A 17302-nucleotide genomic window follows, 5' to 3' on the forward strand; every position below is an offset into this window, starting at 1 on the left:
TGGCTGAAGCAAACTTTTCCCCGCAGCATCGTATTTGATTTCCTGAAAACGGATGTTGCCCTTGAGTTTATACGCAACCCTGCGCTGCTCCGTGAGCGGCTCGCCCCGCAAACAGACCGCGCCCTCGCCTCACCGGTCATACTGGATGAGGTGCAAAAAGTTCCCGGAGTGCTGGACGAGGTTCACTGGCTGGTTGAGAACAAGGGGCTGAGTTTTATCCTGTGCGGCTCCAGCGCCAGAAAACTGAAACGGGGGCGCGCCAACCTGCTCGGCGGACGCGCGTGGCGTTACGAGATGTTTCCCTTTGCTTATCCAGAACTGGAGCGGGCGGACTTGTTGCGGGTCTTGAACCGGGGGCTTATTCCCTCGCATTACCTACAACAAAACTACCGGCGCTCTCTGCGGGCTTATGTTCAGGATTATCTCAAGGAGGAGGTTTTCAGCGAAGGTCTGGTGCGGAACATCTCCGCTTTCTCCCGGTTTTTTGAGGCCATGGGCTACAGCCACGGCGAATTGATAAACTACGCCAACATAGGGCGGGATTGCGGCGTTGACTCCAAGTCGGTCAAGGAGTATTTCCAGATACTGGTTGACACCCTGCTCGGCTCTTATGTCGCCCCGTTCAAGGCGAGAAAGGGGCGGCAGGTGATTGGCAGGGCTCCGAAGTTTTATCTGTTTGATGTCGGCGTCGCCGGGCAATTGAGCGGTCGCAAAATCACCGAAGAGCGCGGAGAGCAGTTCGGCAGGGCGCTGGAGCATTACATCTTTATGGAACTCAGCGCCCACCGCTCTTATCGGGAGTTGCATTATGAGATTGATTTCTGGCGGACAAAAACCGGGCTGGAGGTGGATTTCATTCTCGCCGGTGGTGAGGTGGCGGTGGAAGTGAAGGGCGCCGGGCGCGTGGACAACAATGACCTCAAACCGATTCGGGCTTTTATTGAAGAGCACAAGCCGGGGCTCGCCATAGTTGTCTCCAATGAAAAACGGGAGCGCAAAGCGGGGGAGGTTACCATTCTGCCGTGGCGGGTTTTTCTTGAAAGGCTGTGGGGCGGGGAGATAATAAAGTAGCGAGGCAGGGGGGTGGCGGGGGTTCTCCCCTGTCATTCCTTGCTCCGACAAGGAATCCAGAAAGGGGGTGGGGAAATCCGCCGGATTGACGCTTTGCGGGCGCGTTTTGTGTATAATTGAGCGTTATGGAGCTGAAAACTGTTCTTGAGCCATCAGAAGAAGGCGATTTCACCGTTCCCTCGCTTTCGGGTTGTATGAGTGAGTGATTAAGTATGTGTCCCCGGAACTTCCTCTTCTGCCTTGGTAAAGTATACTATCGGGTCATACTGGGTCTATACAGCACCGTGTGCGAAGGGGAAAAAGAGTAATGCCACAGGAAACATTCAAAGGACAAGTTCGCGTGGCTGCGCGAATAATTGACCTGCTTAGTTCGGGGCTTTATCCGAACCCTGCAGCCTGTCTTAAAGAGTTGATTAACAACGCTTACGATGCTGATGCAACTCTTGTTGAAGTGTTTGTGAAGCCTGAAGCCGATCAAATCGTAATTAGAGATAATGGAGATGGATTCACAAAGAAGATATTTAAGGAACACTTCTCGAATGTTAGTGAATCTAGTAAAAGAAAAGTTTCAGATCAAACTTCAAAAGGTAGAAAGAAGATTGGAAAGATTGGCATAGGATTTATCGCGGCCAATGAACTATGTGAAGAAGTAGAGGTTTTCTCAACATGCAAAGGGTCAACAGACTTGATGCATGTGACCCTTAATTTCTCCGAGATGTCGAAGCCCCCAGAAGAGCGAAGAGGAGAAGATGGTAAATATAGAAAGGCTGACTACTCTGGAGTCATATCATCAGATGTTAAAAAATCTGAGCATTATACTGAGCTGTATCTAAAAAAAGTAAAGGGAGAAGCAAGAAGAATTCTTACATCTGCACTTAGCGTAACAAGTGATGCAAAAGATGAAAAGAAACAAGGTGTATCATTGTACGGTTTGTATCCTGAGACTGTGGAGCAAAAATTGCAAGATCGTGGTCTGAGAAATTGGGAAGATTTTGATTTTTATTCACAAACCATGCTTCAAGTAGCGTTAAATATTCCCATTCAATACCACGAGAATTGGCACCCAGATATTGGTGAGTTAAGTTATATAGAAAGCATTACCCAAGAAGTTCAGAAAGAGAAGTTTAGCGTAAAGTATGACGGTTCTGATTTGAGAAAACCAATTGTGTTACATTCTGATAGAAAATATATCAGTGAACAGTTTCATTTTTCAAGTAAGAAAGTTAGTGCTAAAGGTCATTTTTTTGCAACGCACGGGACTCTTCTTCCAAGTGAATTACAAGGGTTGTTGATTAGAATACGAGGTAGTGCTGTAGGTACTTACAGTTCCAATTTTTTAGGGTTTCCACAATCTGAAGCCACTTTATTCCAGCGCTGGATCACATGTGAAATATATGCCTCTGATGAACTTGAGGAAGCTATGAATATAGACCGAGTTACCTTCCGCGACACGCATCCTGCCTATGTGGAATTACGAAACGAAATTTTCAAACAACTACGGGCTTTTCTGAAAAGGGTTCATGATGAACTGTATATTCAAAACCGAGATAAAAAAAGACAACAAAAACATCTACAATCTATACATGAAATTCGAAAAATCACAGAAGAAAAAATATCACAAACATCCCCCTCTGTGGCAAAAAGTATTGAGAAATCTTGGACGGAAAAAGAAATTCAACATCGTAAGATTGTGAAAAATTATTCACCTTGGGAAGTTTTAGAAATGGTATCAGATACGGCTCAACAAATTCTACCAAAACCTCTTTTTGAGAAATTGATGAGCCAGATTAACGAGCGCCTATTGGGTCGCAAGGAATGAAAAATGAGTCCGCGAAGAATTGACACAGCTATGGCTAGGAAAAGACCTGAGAAAAATTATATTCGTAATGAATGGGTCAAAATTGTTAAAAATATACAAGAAAAAAGATCTGATACAGGGGTTCCGCTTTACGTTACATTAAGTGGACGTGAAGGCAAAGATATTGATTGTCTAATTAAACACGGGATTCTTGAGCAAACTGAAACAGGTGCGATAAGAGATAAGGATACATGGAAAGTAGTTGCAATTGAGAAAAATGGACCTGCCGCTACTGAACTAAGAAGAAAATTTCCTGGATTAGATGTAAGGAATGATGATGTTCTTGATCTCATTTGTGGCCCCGGAGAAATTTCTTACCCTAACTCTGATAATGAGGATGAAATTAAACTTTGGAAAGCCTCTGTAGTCAATCTAGATTACGACTCTTCTCTTAAAATGACACTTGAAGGAAGATCAGTTCGCTTTGGTGTTATTCAAACTTTGAAGAAGATATCTGCGATTCAAAATGAATGCACCAGTGGGGAGTGGTACATATTCCTCACACTCAATGCCACATTGAATTTTGGAGCAGAGCATTGGAATTATATAAAAGAGACTTTAAACGACAATTTGAGACAAGTACCAAGATTTCGTGATGATTTTTTTACAAAAATCATTGTACAAAAAGGCCTAACACAAATAGAAGACTCTATAATAACAAATATAAAATCTTGCTCAAGTCTTCAACAAAAATTGCTATTATCTCTTGTTCCTAAATTGCTTGCGCAGAAAACTAGAGATCATATGTGGGCTATATCTGTCAATCAATCTTTCATGTATGGAGACAATGCGGACAATGGAGCTCGCATGACATCGTGGATTATAAATTTCAAAAAACCACTCAATTCAAAAATTAATACAGATGATCAATGCTATAAGCAAAATGTAAGTGGCATACTTGCAAATACTGTACGTTTAGACTCCAAAGGAAAACCTCATCCTCTCAAATGAAAGATTTTAAAAAGTACATAGAAACACTTATAACATCAGGCTTAAAACGCAGGAGCATTAGCGCCAATACCGCATATTTTAACGCCGATGCGCGTATAGGCTTAAAACAACTTAAAGCAAATTCAGTAACTACCACTATAACATCCCCACCTTATGGCAATCTGAAAGATTACGGTACTAAAAATGAAATTGGATATGGTCAATTGATAAACAAAGAGTATTTTCCAGAGATTTCACTCGCATTGAAAGAGTTGCTTCGAGTTACTGTTAATGGTGGGGCTTTGTGGCTAATACTAGATACTTTTCGACATAAAGGGAAAACCATTCATTTGCCGTATGAATTGACAAAAGAAGCTCAGTCCGTGGGATGGCATTTTCAAGATATGATTGTGTGGGATAAAGGCAGGAGCCTTCCATGGCCTCATTTAGGAAAGCTTAGAAATATATCGGAATACATACTTTTGTTCTCCAAGGGTAACAAACTGAAAAATTTTGATATTGACAAATTAAGAACAACAAGTGAGCTAAGTACTTATTGGGTAAAATACCCGGAGCGTTTTCACCCTGATGGGAAATCTGCTACAGATATTTGGCATATCCCTATCCCCCCTCAGGGGAGTTGGGCACCAGCCGAGAGGCCGAAACATTTTTGTCCATTCCCAATAGAATTGGTTAATCGCTTGATTATACTAACAACACAAAAAGATGATTTAGTACTGGATCCTTTTTGTGGAACCGGATCAGTTCTTGTCTCGGCAGGGTCTCTTGGAAGAAACGCCATTGGTTTTGATATTAACAGACAATACTATGAGAGTTACAGAAAACACGGAAAGAAGACTCTGGAAAAAGAAGCGACTGGTCTTATAAAAAACACACATTCTTATCCCAAATTACGTCATGCAATCATTGGGTTACGAATCAATAAGTATGCAACAACGATGTTCAAGGAAATTTCTAAGCTTGAAATAAAAGATGTTCAAATTTCACAGAATATCTACGGTTTGATAGTTGTCTCACCCTATATTCCCAAAAAGCCGGAAAGCGTCTCTTTATCTAGATTTCAACTGATCATAGTTTCCAGCTCAAAGTATGTTAAACGCCTTCTTTCTGTGTCTGATCAATGTTCACGCATTCCACCTCTATCAAGATACGGATTGGATGTAAAAATCTCGGTGTTTAGTCGCACGCAAGCAATTAGAGAGTTAGAGAGAAAATCGTTGGCTTGTAATGCATATTACTTATATGAAAACCTTCATTTCAATATGTGCACAGGTAAATGTTCTCTTGATGAATTGCTATGCGATCTTAAGTCGAACTCTCTCAAGAACAACCGATTGCCGATTGTTTACTCGCCGTTGAAATTGAATATCAATCCAGAAAAGTAGACCTTGTACTTATTGTTACCATCAATGATACCACTCCACTCTTGACAACAACGCCATTTTGTATAAAGTGAGCCCGTTCACTTATTACGCACAAGCCCGCCCAGTCGGGTCTCTGTGTAATGCAAGACTCTGGCGGGAAATAAGCAGAACTTCTAATGTGCGTTAGTAAGTGAACAAGGCCCGGCCCTTGTGCTTGCCTAAAACATTTGAAAGGAGGTTCTGTTATGAACTCATCTACAACAATGGCGACGTTATTGATTGCCTGCTCGCTTCTTTTGACATCCTGCTTCGGCGGCGATGGAGGTGGCGGAACGGGGCCTTCCGTTACCAATCCGATTACGATGCGTCCGGACCCGTTGCCGGAGACCAAACAACTGACCGGCGGATTGCCTGAAAACCTGTCCGCCGACCTTGCGCGGGTTGCCACTTCTTCCGAACACCCCGGCTTTCAAGCCGCTTTAATGGTGGCCGCTTCAATGACTCCAAGAAGCGGTAGCGTTACGCAGTCCTCAAACGGTCGGGACGGCGTTACGGCTGACACGGTCAATGTCAGGGTTGCGGACGGAGTTGTAACGGCAACGAAAAACAGCAGGGAGACGCTCGGAGTTGCCACATTCAGTTTGTCCGGCGGTGATACACAAAGCCTGTTTGATGTAGAGATTGACAGCAGCGGCGTTTCAAAAGTTCTCTACCTCAACCTTCATTCCCTTGCTAACACTTATGACAAGTTTGCGGCTTGGGGCATTTGGATTGAAAACCCAAGCGGAGACACTCCAACGATTGGCGCGTTTGCTGATACCAATTCCTACTTTCCTCAAGACCAACTTCGGGGCTTGATTGGAACCGCCACATATCGGGGAACTGCTACCGCTTTCTATCAGAGGACGGGAAGCAACCCCGTTTTTGAACTTTTGGATGTTTCCACTCTAATGCTCACCGCAGAGTTTGGGGATGCCAACGCTCTCGGAACTGTTAGCGGTGAAGTCTCCGCGAGACGGGGAAATGTGGGCAATTTAACGCTCAATCTTGGTAGCGCAAGCATAGGAAGCGCAAATAACGGATTTTTCACCGGAGACACATCGGGAATGCTTAATTTTGACGGCTCCTCTTCCGCCCTGACCGGCAAGTGGGGCGGACAGTTTCTTGCCCTGCCAAGTAGAAATATCGGAGATTTTCCCGCCGGTTTGCTTGGCACATTCGGCGGCACAACGGCTGACGGGTCTGAAAGTGTTATCGGTTCTTATCAGACAGTTGCCCCTTCAACAGTTGCTTCAGGTGCCCAAATAGAAAAATCGCTCATAGAGGGTATTGGAGATGAAGAAATTTCTCTGTCTATAACGGGCAGATATGAACAAGGTCACAGTGTTGCAGACATTATGGTGTCATGGATAGGGGAAGGGGTGTTCTTTTACCGAATAGATACTCACGGTGAGGCAACATCCTACATACACAACACTAATTTTGACAGGCTTTTAGTTGGACCTTTCTTTGATAACTTCATAGAAGAAGATGAGCCCTATCCGGAAAGCGCAACTAAGGTCAATAATAGTGGCGCGGAAGAACTGAGATTCCAGAAAAAAGTGGGACTCGGAAGATTGCAAGGTACTGCGGGATTTTTTAGACACCCCGAAGAGCCGATAAGAGAAGCTATTCCGCAAAGTCATGGTAGTCTTGCTGATGACACATATGCGGTTGATGCAAATTACCTTACTTACGGCGAGTGGCTTTACACAGATGCTGAAGGCAAACATTCATTTGGAGTTTTTGCCTCGGGTGATGACCCCTTTAGCTTTCGCACTACTGACATTCAGGGACTTACCGGCACTGCAACGTATAGAGGAAGGGCTGACGGGCTATATTCAAGTCCCGACAGAAACTATGTTGTTGACTTTGTAGGCACATCGGAGTTGACAGCAGATTTCGGCACTGGTTCTGAAACCGGAACGATTAGCGGAAGCATTTCAACAACAGGGATTGTAGAAAGCCAAGCGGTTTCATGGAGTCTCGGTTCCGCCACGATTACAAACGAAGCGGCTTTTTCCGGCGACACATCCGGGACAATCGGCGGAGTTTCCTATACTGGAAATTGGGGCGGCAGGTTTTATCAAAACGGCGACACGGCAACCGACCATCCGGGGGCGGTTTCAGGTGTGTTTGAGGCTTCAAGCACAGATAACCGCTATGGGGTTGTCGGAAGTTTCGGAGCGTTCAAAGAATAATAAGAGCAAAACTCATCGCGGCGTTAGCGGTTTGCGCTTTTCTGCCCTGTCTGACAATTCCCGCCGCGCCTGACGATTCCCGTTTCTCAAACGACCCCGCCGTAATACAAGCGCGGGATTTTGTGAAAAGGGGGCAATTCAACGAAGCGTTGGCAATCCTGCGCCCGTTGCAAAAAGACCATCCCCGCCAGACCGAAATCCTTTTTCTCATCGGCTTATCAACAGTCGGAGTATGGTGGCAGTCGGAAATAAAAGAGCCGTATTTGCTTGATGAGGCAATAAACGTTTTCCGAAAAATCCTCATAAACCGCCCCGGACTTGTGCGTGTGCGCTTGGAACTGGCGCGGGCGTTCTTTCTCAAGGGGGAAGACGGGTTGTCCCGCGAACATTTTGAGCGCGTTCTTGCGGGCAAGCCGCCCCCGGCGGTGGTTTCAAATGTCCGCCGTTATCTGAATGTGATAAGGGCGCGGCGGCAATGGAGCGCGTATTTCGGTTTCACACTCGCGCCGGACACAAACATAAACACCGCTTCCGATGAGGAAACGATTTATCTGAACATCGCCGGTCAACTTCTGCCTTTTGTGCGCGAAGGGGATTTTGGAGCAAAATCAGGCGTTGGCGCTTTGCTGTGGGGCGGTTGGGAATATCAACAACCGCTTAGTGAAAGGTTGCGGTTGCGTATGGGGGCTGACATCTCCCGAAGGGAATACGAGGGGAAGAGGTTTGACCAGACTTTTATATCGGCGCATTCAGGCCCCCGGTGGCTTGCCGGAAGAAACACGGAAATGAGTTTGCTCGCAAGCGCAAATCACAGGTGGGTTGCCCGCGAGCGATACAGTTATGACCTCGGCGGGCGTTTTGAGATTTTCAGGCGCATGGGTCGGCAATTTACGCTTGAGAGCAAAGCGTCAATGCATCAGAGGAGATACAAGGGCAACAACTCCCTTAACGGACCCGTCAGCGGTTTTTCCTTGGGCGGAACTTGTTTTCCTTTGCCGGTTTTGCGGGCGCAAATGACGGTCGGCTACAACCTTGAGCGTCCCGAAGCGGTGTTGTGGCGCAATGATACCAAGTGGGCGCGGCTGGGATTGTCCGTTGCCCTGCCGTACGGCTTTACCGTTGGCGGGAGCGGGGAGTTTCACTCAACGAAGTATGAGAGGCCTTATTTCAGCAACGGCAACCGGAAAGACGGGTTGCGTGTTTTCAGGGTTTCCCTGTTCAACCGCGCTTTTACAATTTGGGGTTTCAGTCCGCAGGCGGTTTTGATACATGAGGAGCGCGAATCCAATTCGCAACTTCAAAGTTACAAGCGCACCCGCGCGGAATTGCGCTTTGTTAAGCAGTTTTGAGTTCCCCAACCCCTCTGGATTCCGTGTCGTAGCACGGAATGACGGGGAATCCCCACCCCTGACTTGGAGGAGAGTTTTTACCTCTCGTCGCCTGAAAACAGGGGAGGGTTGTTGTGTCAGCCCTTTGCACACAGCCGTTGCAGATTAGTCACCCGGACATTGTCGCCGAGGGGGTATTCATCGGCGCCGGGATACACTATAAGTATCTCGTCAAGTTCCAGTTCCTCCATCGCCACATTCATGGAACGGGTAATTTTCGGCGTTGATGTGTGCTTGAATTCAAAAGCGGTTTTCCTGTCTCCCTGCGCCAGCAACAAGTCCAGTTCCGCATCGGCATGAGAGCGCCAAAAGAAACACTCCGAAGCGTCAGCGCCGTAAATCCGTATGGTTTGCTCAAGCGCGAACCCCTCCCATGACGCACCGAGCCCGGGGTGCGCCAGCAGTCCGGCTTCATCCGGCAAGCCAAGCAGGGCGTGCATGAGACCGGAGTCGCGGCAATACACTTTTGGCGACTTGACCTGACGTTTGCGGATGTTGGCATACCATGGCTGCAGAACACGCACCATGAAAGAGCCCTCCAGAATGTCCAGATAACGTTTTATCGTAGGTGAAGACACATCCAGCGAACGGGCGAATTCGGAAGCGTTAAATATGTTTCCGTGCCAGTGGGTCAGCATCATCCAGAAACGCCGCATGGTGTTGCCTGTCAGGTCAATGCCCAGAGCGGGCAAATCCCGCTCCAGAAAAGCAGTTATGTAGGCTTTTCGCCAAGCTATACAGGCGGCATCGTCCACCGCCAGATACGCCGGAGGAAAGCCGCCCCGCAACCACAGGCGCCGCGCCTCTCCGGTTTCAAAAACCGTGAACGGCGGCAGTTCCAGATAGATAATGCGCCCGGCAAGGGATTCCGAAGTCTGCCGCAACAGGTCCCGCGAAGCGCTGCCCAGTATCAGGTATCGCTGCCCTTGCGGACGGCGGTCTATCAGCACCCTCAACACCGGATATATCTCCGGCAAACGCTGGATCTCATCAATCACAATCAGCCCCTCAAGCGGTTCCAGCGCCATCTTGGGGTCTTGCAGACGGTTCAGGTGGTCAGGGTCTTCCAGATCAAAGTAGTGAACCGCTTCGCCGGTCAGGGTTGCAATGTAGTCCCGCGCCAGAGTGGTCTTGCCACACTGCCGGGGGCCGAGAATACCAACCATGGGGTGGCTCTTGAAATAGTCTTCAATCCGCCTTAAAAAGACGGTTCTCTCTATTGGTTTTTGCGCCGGGTTCTGCATCAACAACCTTGAAAAATTAAAGTGAGACTTTAAATTTTCCACAAAATAGTTCTACAGTCAAGAGGGGCGGGGGCTTTCCAACCGCCCGTTTTCATATATCATAGTCCCGCTTAAGACATTGGCGGCCTCATGAAAAACGGTTTCGTTCATCTTCACCTCCACTCCCAGTATTCGCTGCTTGACGGCGCTATAAAGTTTGAAGACCTTGTTGACAGGGTGAGCGAACTCAATATGAACGCGGTCGCCATCACAGACCACGGCAACCTGTTCGGCGCTTACGATTTTTACCGCGAAGCGAAAAAAAAAGGCGTCAAACCCATCATCGGCTGTGAGATATACGTAACCCCCACACTCAAACTGGACAAACCGTCAGACGGGAAAAACTTCCACCTGACCGTCCTGTGCATGAACGCGACCGGATATAAAAACCTCTCCAATCTGGTTACCCGCGGATACTTTGAGGGCCTCTACAGACGCCCGAGGGTTGACCATGAAATGCTCAGCCAGCACAACGAGGGGCTCATTGTGCTCAGCGGCTGCATGAGCAGCGAGTTGTCGCAGTCCATATTCAAACGCACCAAAGAGACGCCGGAAGACGTCATTTCAACATACCGGGAAATATTCGGCGACAGATACTACCTTGAGGTTCAGGCGACCGGCGTCAAAGAACAGGAGCGCATAAACAAAGACCTCAAAAAACTCGGCAAACATTTTGACATTCCCCTTGTCGCCACAAACGACTGCCACTTCCTGCGCCGCTCGGACCACGGGCCGCACGATGTGCTTCTGTGCATACAGACCGGCAAGACGGTGGACGACCAGGGCAGAATGAGATTTCCCGGAGACGGCTTTTATCTGAAAACAAGAGAGGAGATGGAAAAAACCTTAAAGGGCTTTTCCGACGCGCTGGACAGGACGGTTGAGATAGCGGCCAGATGCGACTTTGATTTTGAGGATGAGGGCTACCGGTTTCCGAAGTTCGGCCCGGACGGAGAGCCGGAGAAACTGCTGCGCTCGCTTGCCTCCGAAAAGATGGGGGCGCGGCTTGCCGCGCGGGGCATATCGGGCGCAGACGCCGAACCCTACGCCGGGCGGCTTGACTATGAACTGGGCGAAATATGCCGGATGGGCTTTGCCGACTACTTTCTTGTGGTTGCGGATTTTGTTGAATACGCCAAGAAAAACGGCATTCCGGTGGGCCCCGGCAGGGGAAGCGCGGCGGGAAGCCTCGCGGCATACGCGCTGGGAATAACCGATGTTGACCCTGTGGCTCACAACCTGATCTTTGAGCGATTCCTCAATCCGGGAAGGGTCTCAATGCCGGACATAGACATAGATTTCTGCGCCGAGGGGCGCGACAGGGTCATAGAGTATGTGAGCGAAAAATACGGCCGGGAGAATGTGGTTCAGATAGGCACTTTTGGAAAGATGTCGTCAAAGGCGGTCGTGCGAGACGTGGGCAGGGTCATGGGCATTCCCTACGGGGAGGTGGACAAGGTTTCCAAACTGATACCGTCTTTCCGGGGCAAGGTGTTCAGCATAGAGGAGGCGCTCAAAAAAACCCCCGAACTCAAAAAGATGGTGGACGGCTCCGACACGCTCACAAAGATGATTGAGTTTGCAAAGCCCCTTGAAAACATGGTGCGCCACGCATCCACTCACGCCGCGGGCGTTGTCATAGCGAGTGAAAAGATTTCCGACCGCATTCCCCTTTACAAAGGGGCGAACGGCGAGACGGTAACCCAGTTTGACATGGGCGCGATTGAAAGCCTCGGATATGTGAAATTTGATTTTCTGGGGCTGAAAACCCTCACCATCATCAACAAGGCGACCGCCCTGATAAAGAGCGCAGGCAACGGCTCAACCCCCAGTCTGGACATAGACTTTATGCCCCTTGACGACCCGCGGGTGTATGAACTGTTCGCAAGCGGAAACACGCACGGACTGTTCCAGATAGAGTCCGGTTCGGGAATGGTTTCCATGCTCCGCAAACTGAAGCCGGAGAGGTTTGAAGACATTGTCGCCGCGCTCGCCCTCTACAGGCCCGGCCCCCTTGACAGCGGAATGGTTGAGGACTTCATCCGGCGGAAAAACGGCAGGGCGCGCGTCTCTTATCCGCATCCGCTTCTGGAGGAGGTGCTGGGAGAAACCCACGGACTGTTCGTTTATCAGGAGCAGATAATGAGCACCGCCAGCGTCTGCGCCAACTACACCCTTTCGGACGCCGACCTGATGAGAAGGGCGATGGGCAAGAAAAAGCCCGAGGAAATGAAGGCGCAGAGGGAAAAGTTTGTTTCCGGCGCGCTGGAAAACGGCATAGACAAAAACAAGGCCGCCGAACTGTTTGACATAATGGAGAAGTTTGCCGGCTACTCGTTCAACAAGAGCCACAGCGCGGCATACGCGCTGGTAACATACCAGACCGCCTACCTGAAGGCGCGCCATCCGGCTGAATTCATGTCCGCCCTGATGACGGTTGATTCCTCCAACAACGACAAGATAATCGCCCACATAACCGAGTGCAGAAGAATGGGAATCAAGGTGCTTCCGCCCGATGTCAACGAGAGCATGTCGGGGTTCACCCCGGTCGGTCGGGACGCCATAAGATTCGGGCTCTCCGCGCTGAAAAACATGGGAGACGAGGTTGTGGACGCAATAATCGGGGCGCGCGCCGAGGGGGCGTTCACCGGCCTTTTTGACTTTTGCTCGCGGGTTCAGTCCAAGCGGATAAACCGGAAAGCGTTTGAGATGATGATAAAGAGCGGCGCGCTGGACTCACTTGAGGGCAACAGGGCGAAACTGTTTGAATCTCTGGACACGGTGGTTTCCTACTACATGCTCAAGCAGTCGGACGGCCCCGACGGGCAGGGCTCGCTTTTCTCCTCCGAAGAGAGCGAGGTGTTCACCCCGGAGTTGCCCGAAGCGGAGCCGTGGGACGAGCGGCGGGTTTCGGAATGCGAGCTTGAGTCTCTGGGGATGTTTGTTTCAAGCCACCCCATGATGAGGTATGAAGACCGCCTGAAGATGATCAAATCCCACTCGGACACCGCCCGTTTTCACGGCCTTGCCGACAAGAAAGACACATCAATCGCGGGCGTGGTGCGGTCGGTTTCCATAAAGACGACCAAGTCCGGCACGGGGCTGTTCGCAAGGGTTGAGATTGAAGACCTGAAGGGCTCCGTTGAGTGCGTGGCGTTCAATGACGCGGTGCGCAAAAGCCGCACTTTGCTTGAGCAGAAGATAGAGCCGGTGGTTCTTACGGGAACTGTTGAGAGTTCGGACGACAAGAGGCAGATGAAGGTGAGAGACATACTGACGGTTTCCGAATTTCTTGCGAAGGCGTCTCTGGTTAACATCTCAATAGACTCCGGGGTCGCGCTGCCGGAGAATCTGGTAAGGCTGGAAAACATAATGAAACAGCACGGCGGCGAATCAAAAGTAACCATCAACCTTGACGCCGGAGGCAAGACGGTCTCCATAGAGGTCGGCAAATACGGCGTTTCCCCCTCGCCTGATTTTGTGAGCGAGGTGGAGGGCCTTCTCGGTGAAAAGTCTCTCTCTCTTGAGGTTGTTTAGCGGTCGCGGGCAAAGGTTTCCGTTTTCGTTATGCGCCGCCCGTCGGTAAACACCGAAACCATCCCGCCGGTGTCGGTCTCGTAGACGCGCGCGTTCATGCCCTCGCGCTCAATCTCCGCGCGGCACTTTCCGCAAACCACAACACCCGCCTCCGCCGCCCGCGCCACCGCAAGAACCGCGCTCCGGTTTTTATTGTTTGTGTCCGGCAGAAACACCACATCGCTTTTCAACTCGTTTTTATACACTTTTTCCACATTCTTTCCCCGTGTGTTGTGGATGGATTCCATCAGCAGAAAAGAGGTCTCCCCGTAGGAGACCCTGACCAGAACCGGATAGGGCGCGGATGAGTCCGCTATTCCCATTTGTTCGTGTAATTGCAGGAACTTAACCGCGTGCCGGTCCGGCGGGGAGCGGTAGATTTTTCTCCATAAAACGCCGTGTTTCTCTATGGTTTCCCACAGCCGGCTGTTAAGTTTCGGGCTATTTATCCACAAGTTTTCCACATCTCCGCCCTCAATCAGCGCGGCTGCCCCGTTAAGGTGTCCTCGGTCGTTTGAGAGCAGTATCAGCGTGTCGGTTTTTGTAACCCGCTTGGCGCGCAGCGCGGGCAGTATGACCGCTCTTTCTATGAAGTCCGAGCGCGCTTTTTTTGAGAAACCGCCTTTTATAAGAACCGTTTTGCCGTCCGCAAATATGAACAGCGCCGTTTTTTTCCTTCCCGCGTCAAAAAAGACCGCTTCGGTGTGTTTCCCGTGGGCGGGGCGCAGGTCGTATGCCGCGCTTGCCGCAAGCAGAAGGGAGAGAGCCGCCGCGGCGTAAAGGGACGGTTTCCTTGAACGGCTTGCCGCAAGAACGGCCGCCGCGCACAGATAAAAGACAATAAATGTCCGTCCGCTCATAACGGGGGCCGTAACCGCCGGGTCCGCGCCCGCCAGAATGTCCGCCGCGCCCGTGAGAGTGGAGGAGAAAATCCCCAGGGTGTCAAGCAGAAACTCCGGCACAAAACCCGTTGCGGCAAAGACCGCCACTGACACAATGCACAGCGGCACCATTGCCAGCGCGAGCGGCATGGCGACAAGGTTTGCGGGGAAAGTCAGAACGGGAACAAAGCCGAACATGTTTATCACAAACGGAAGCGTTGCCGCCGTTGCGGCGGCGGTGGTAAAAAGTATGGCGGCAACCGCGCGTCCGGCTTTCCGCCACGCGGGGGAATCCTTCTCCCCGCCGCCTCCGCCGAAGCGGTTGAGCGCCAGAAGGATTCCGAGCACGGCGGAAAACGAAAGGATGAAAGACGCCTCAAAAAGAGCCGCCGGAGACGCGATAAGGATGATGATTGCCGCCGCCGCGAGCGCGTTCAGGCGGTCGTCTCTCCTTCCGATTATCATCGCCGTAAGGTAGACGGCCGCCATAATTGCGGCGCGGGTGGAGGAGTTGCTCAGGCCCGTCAGCAGCGCGTAGAAAAGCGCCGCGGGTATGGTTGCCGCCGCCGCAATGCGGGGAATCACCAGCGTCAGCATCAGGTATTGCGACCTTTTCAGAAGCCACTTGAGCGTCATGTAGAAAAACACCGCCGCCACGCCCACGTGAAGCCCCGATATGGCGAGCAGGTGGCCTATGCCCAGTGCGGAGAAGTTTCTTCTGACCTCGTCGGGCAGCGCCCCCTTGTCGCCGATTGACAGGGAGTTCACTATTTCGGCGGCAGTAGGTCCGAGATTTTTTCTTATGAACGCCGCATAGTCTCCGCGCAGTTCCCCCACGGCGCACAGAAGGGGGTTTGAGTTTTCGTCCCGCCCGCCGGTTTTGATGTCTCCCTCTCCGGCGTATGCGGTAAAAAAGACACCCCGCGCCGCGAGCCGCTCCTCATACCCGCCCGCCCCCGGATTTTTGAATCCTTTCACGGGCCGGAGTCTGACCTTTGCCGTAATGCGGTCTCCGTAAGCGAGCCCCGCATGGCCGTCCGAATAAAGAAGCACCCTGCCGCCCGCCGCCCGCGTTTTGCCCCCGGCGGTTACGGAGTCAACCTCAAGCGGTATCCGCACACTTGCCGGTCTTTTTACGGCGTTTTCATACAGCCGCCCGCTCACCACGGCTCTTTTGCCCGCGACGTGCGACAACTCCGGGTCGGGAGAGTGCGCGTGAAGAAAGGGCAGCAGAAGGCCGAGCGGGAAGAAAAGGGCAAAGCCGAGGCGGGAGAATCTCAAAGCCGCCGCCATCACAAACAGCGCGCCCGGCGCCGCCGCATGGTAAACCGAAACCCCCTCCGCCTCCGTTCCCGCCGCCACGCCCAATACCAGCAGGACGGCGCAAACCACTATCAGGTGACGGTTGAGGATTGCGGAGAGGCGGGTCATCAACTCTTTTCTTCAATCAGGCAGACCGCTTTTGCCGCCACCCCTTCGCCCCTGCCGGCAAACCCCATTTTCTCCGTTGTGGTCGCCTTGACGTTTACGCGGTCTTCGGCGATTTGCAGCAGCGCGGAGATTTTTTTCCTCATCTCCGCCGTGTGCGGGGAAATGCGCGGCTCTTCGCAAATCACAACGCAGTCCACATTGACCACGGCAAAGCCCGCCCCGGAGACCTTGCCGAGGGTTTGCTCAATCAGAAAAGCCCCCGCCGCATCCCTGTATGCCGGGTCGGAATCGGGGAAGTGCGTCCCGATGTCTCCCAGCCCCGCCGCTCCGAGCAGGGAGTCGCATATTGCGTGCGCGAGCGCGTCCGCGTCCGAGTGTCCCGCGAGCCCTTTGTTGAAAGGGATTTCCACGCAGCCGAGAAAAAGCGGGCGGCCTGAGGCAAACCTGTGGGCATCAAAGCCGATGCCGACCCTTTGTTTCATTCCGCCGCGCCCCCGCGCTTTTCAACGCTTCCGGCAACCGCTTCGGCTATGATGAAGTCTTCCGCGGTTGTAACCTTCATGTTGCGGCGGTCTCCGGGCGAAACCGCCACTTCAAAGCCCGCCGCTTCAAAAAGCGCCGCCTCGTCCGTAATACTTTCGGGGTCGCCTGAGAACCTCTCATACGCTTTTTTCATCAGCGTCTTTCTGAACGCCTGCGGGGTCTGAACCCGCCACACGCCCGTGCGCGGGACGGCGTTTTGAAAATATCTTCCGCCGTTTTCCCCGTCGGGCGCGCGGGTTGTTTTGATGGAGTCGTCAAGGGCGACCGCCGCCCCGGCGGCTCCGGCGCTCAGCGCGCCCGCTATCACGGCGTCTATGGCGTCTGCGCTCACAAACGGCCTTGCGGCGTCGTGGAAAACCGCCACCCCGCCGTCTTCGCGTGTCTGCTCAAAGCCGAGGCGGGCGGACTCATAACGGGTTTGCCCTCCGGCGACAATTTTGGCTTTGCCGATGCCGAAATCTGCGGCGATTTTCTCCGCCCGCGCGATATGGGAGCGGGGGGCAGCTATGATGATCTCGCCGATGCTTCCGTGGTTTTGGAAGGTCTCAAGCGAGTGGGCAATAAGCGGCCTGCCGCAAAGGTCGCGGAACTGTTTGGGCTGTCCGCCCGTGCGTTTTCCCTCTCCGGCGGCGAGTATTACCGCCGATGCGACAAACCCGTTTTCAGGCATTTGAGAATGCTATATGTGATGTGGGGGGCATTCAAGGTTTGAGGCG

General features: G+C 51.5%; 11 protein-coding genes. 7 read left to right on the plus strand and 4 right to left on the minus strand.

Features of this window, described 5'->3' with window-relative positions:
* The 6 genes from OXF42_01600 to OXF42_01625 form a co-directional block, all read left to right on the plus strand.
* Positions 1 to 1071: DUF4143 domain-containing protein (locus OXF42_01600; GenBank protein MCY4046793.1), on the plus strand; the 1071-nt coding region annotated here is incomplete at its 5' end.
* A 307-nt stretch (positions 1072 to 1378) separates the two neighbouring features.
* Positions 1379 to 2890 carry an ATP-binding protein gene (locus OXF42_01605; GenBank protein MCY4046794.1) on the plus strand — a complete coding sequence of 504 codons (1512 nt, stop codon included), beginning with the start codon at positions 1379 to 1381 and terminating at the stop codon, positions 2888 to 2890.
* Between the two features lie 3 nt (positions 2891 to 2893).
* Positions 2894 to 3880, plus strand: coding sequence for a hypothetical protein (locus tag OXF42_01610; protein ID MCY4046795.1), 987 nt, complete (start codon positions 2894 to 2896; stop codon positions 3878 to 3880).
* Entirely contained in the window at positions 3877 to 5265 is a 1389-nt protein-coding gene (locus OXF42_01615) for a site-specific DNA-methyltransferase (GenBank protein ID MCY4046796.1), read from the plus strand. The genes OXF42_01610 and OXF42_01615 overlap by 4 nt, the downstream gene beginning before the upstream one ends.
* Positions 5266 to 5489: 224 nt before the next feature.
* Positions 5490 to 7484: a hypothetical protein gene (locus OXF42_01620; protein MCY4046797.1), complete on the plus strand. Its 1995-nt coding sequence runs from the start codon at positions 5490 to 5492 to the stop codon at positions 7482 to 7484.
* 122 nt (positions 7485 to 7606) lie between these two features.
* Positions 7607 to 8833: a surface lipoprotein assembly modifier gene (locus tag OXF42_01625; GenBank protein MCY4046798.1), complete on the plus strand. Its 1227-nt coding sequence runs from the start codon at positions 7607 to 7609 to the stop codon at positions 8831 to 8833.
* 116 nt (positions 8834 to 8949) lie between these two features.
* On the opposite strand, the gene OXF42_01630 is transcribed toward OXF42_01625, so the two are convergent.
* Positions 8950 to 10116: an ATP-binding protein gene (locus tag OXF42_01630; protein MCY4046799.1), complete on the minus strand. Its 1167-nt coding sequence runs from the start codon at positions 10114 to 10116 to the stop codon at positions 8950 to 8952.
* A 129-nt stretch (positions 10117 to 10245) separates the two neighbouring features.
* Between OXF42_01630 and dnaE the strand changes: the two genes are divergently transcribed.
* The gene (gene dnaE / locus OXF42_01635; GenBank protein MCY4046800.1) at positions 10246 to 13692 is read left to right on the plus strand and encodes a DNA polymerase III subunit alpha; all 3447 of its coding nucleotides are present in this window, start codon (positions 10246 to 10248) and stop codon (positions 13690 to 13692) included.
* Here the strand turns inward: dnaE and OXF42_01640 are convergent.
* The 3 genes from OXF42_01640 to ispD are packed head-to-tail and all read right to left on the minus strand — an operon-like array spanning position 13689 to position 17256.
* Positions 13689 to 16043, minus strand: a complete 2355-nt coding sequence (locus OXF42_01640) for a ComEC/Rec2 family competence protein (GenBank protein MCY4046801.1) — start codon at positions 16041 to 16043, stop codon at positions 13689 to 13691. The genes dnaE and OXF42_01640 overlap by 4 nt on opposite strands.
* Positions 16043 to 16525, minus strand: coding sequence for a 2-C-methyl-D-erythritol 2,4-cyclodiphosphate synthase (gene ispF, locus OXF42_01645; protein ID MCY4046802.1), 483 nt, complete (start codon positions 16523 to 16525; stop codon positions 16043 to 16045). The genes OXF42_01640 and ispF overlap by 1 nt, the downstream gene beginning before the upstream one ends.
* Positions 16522 to 17256 carry a 2-C-methyl-D-erythritol 4-phosphate cytidylyltransferase gene (gene ispD / locus OXF42_01650; protein MCY4046803.1) on the minus strand — a complete coding sequence of 245 codons (735 nt, stop codon included), beginning with the start codon at positions 17254 to 17256 and terminating at the stop codon, positions 16522 to 16524. The genes ispF and ispD overlap by 4 nt, the downstream gene beginning before the upstream one ends.
* Positions 17257 to 17302: the final 46 nt, after the last annotated feature.

The sequence above is a fragment of the Candidatus Dadabacteria bacterium genome (assembly GCA_026708565.1).
GTDB lineage: Bacteria > Desulfobacterota_D > UBA1144 > Nemesobacterales > Mycalebacteriaceae > Mycalebacterium.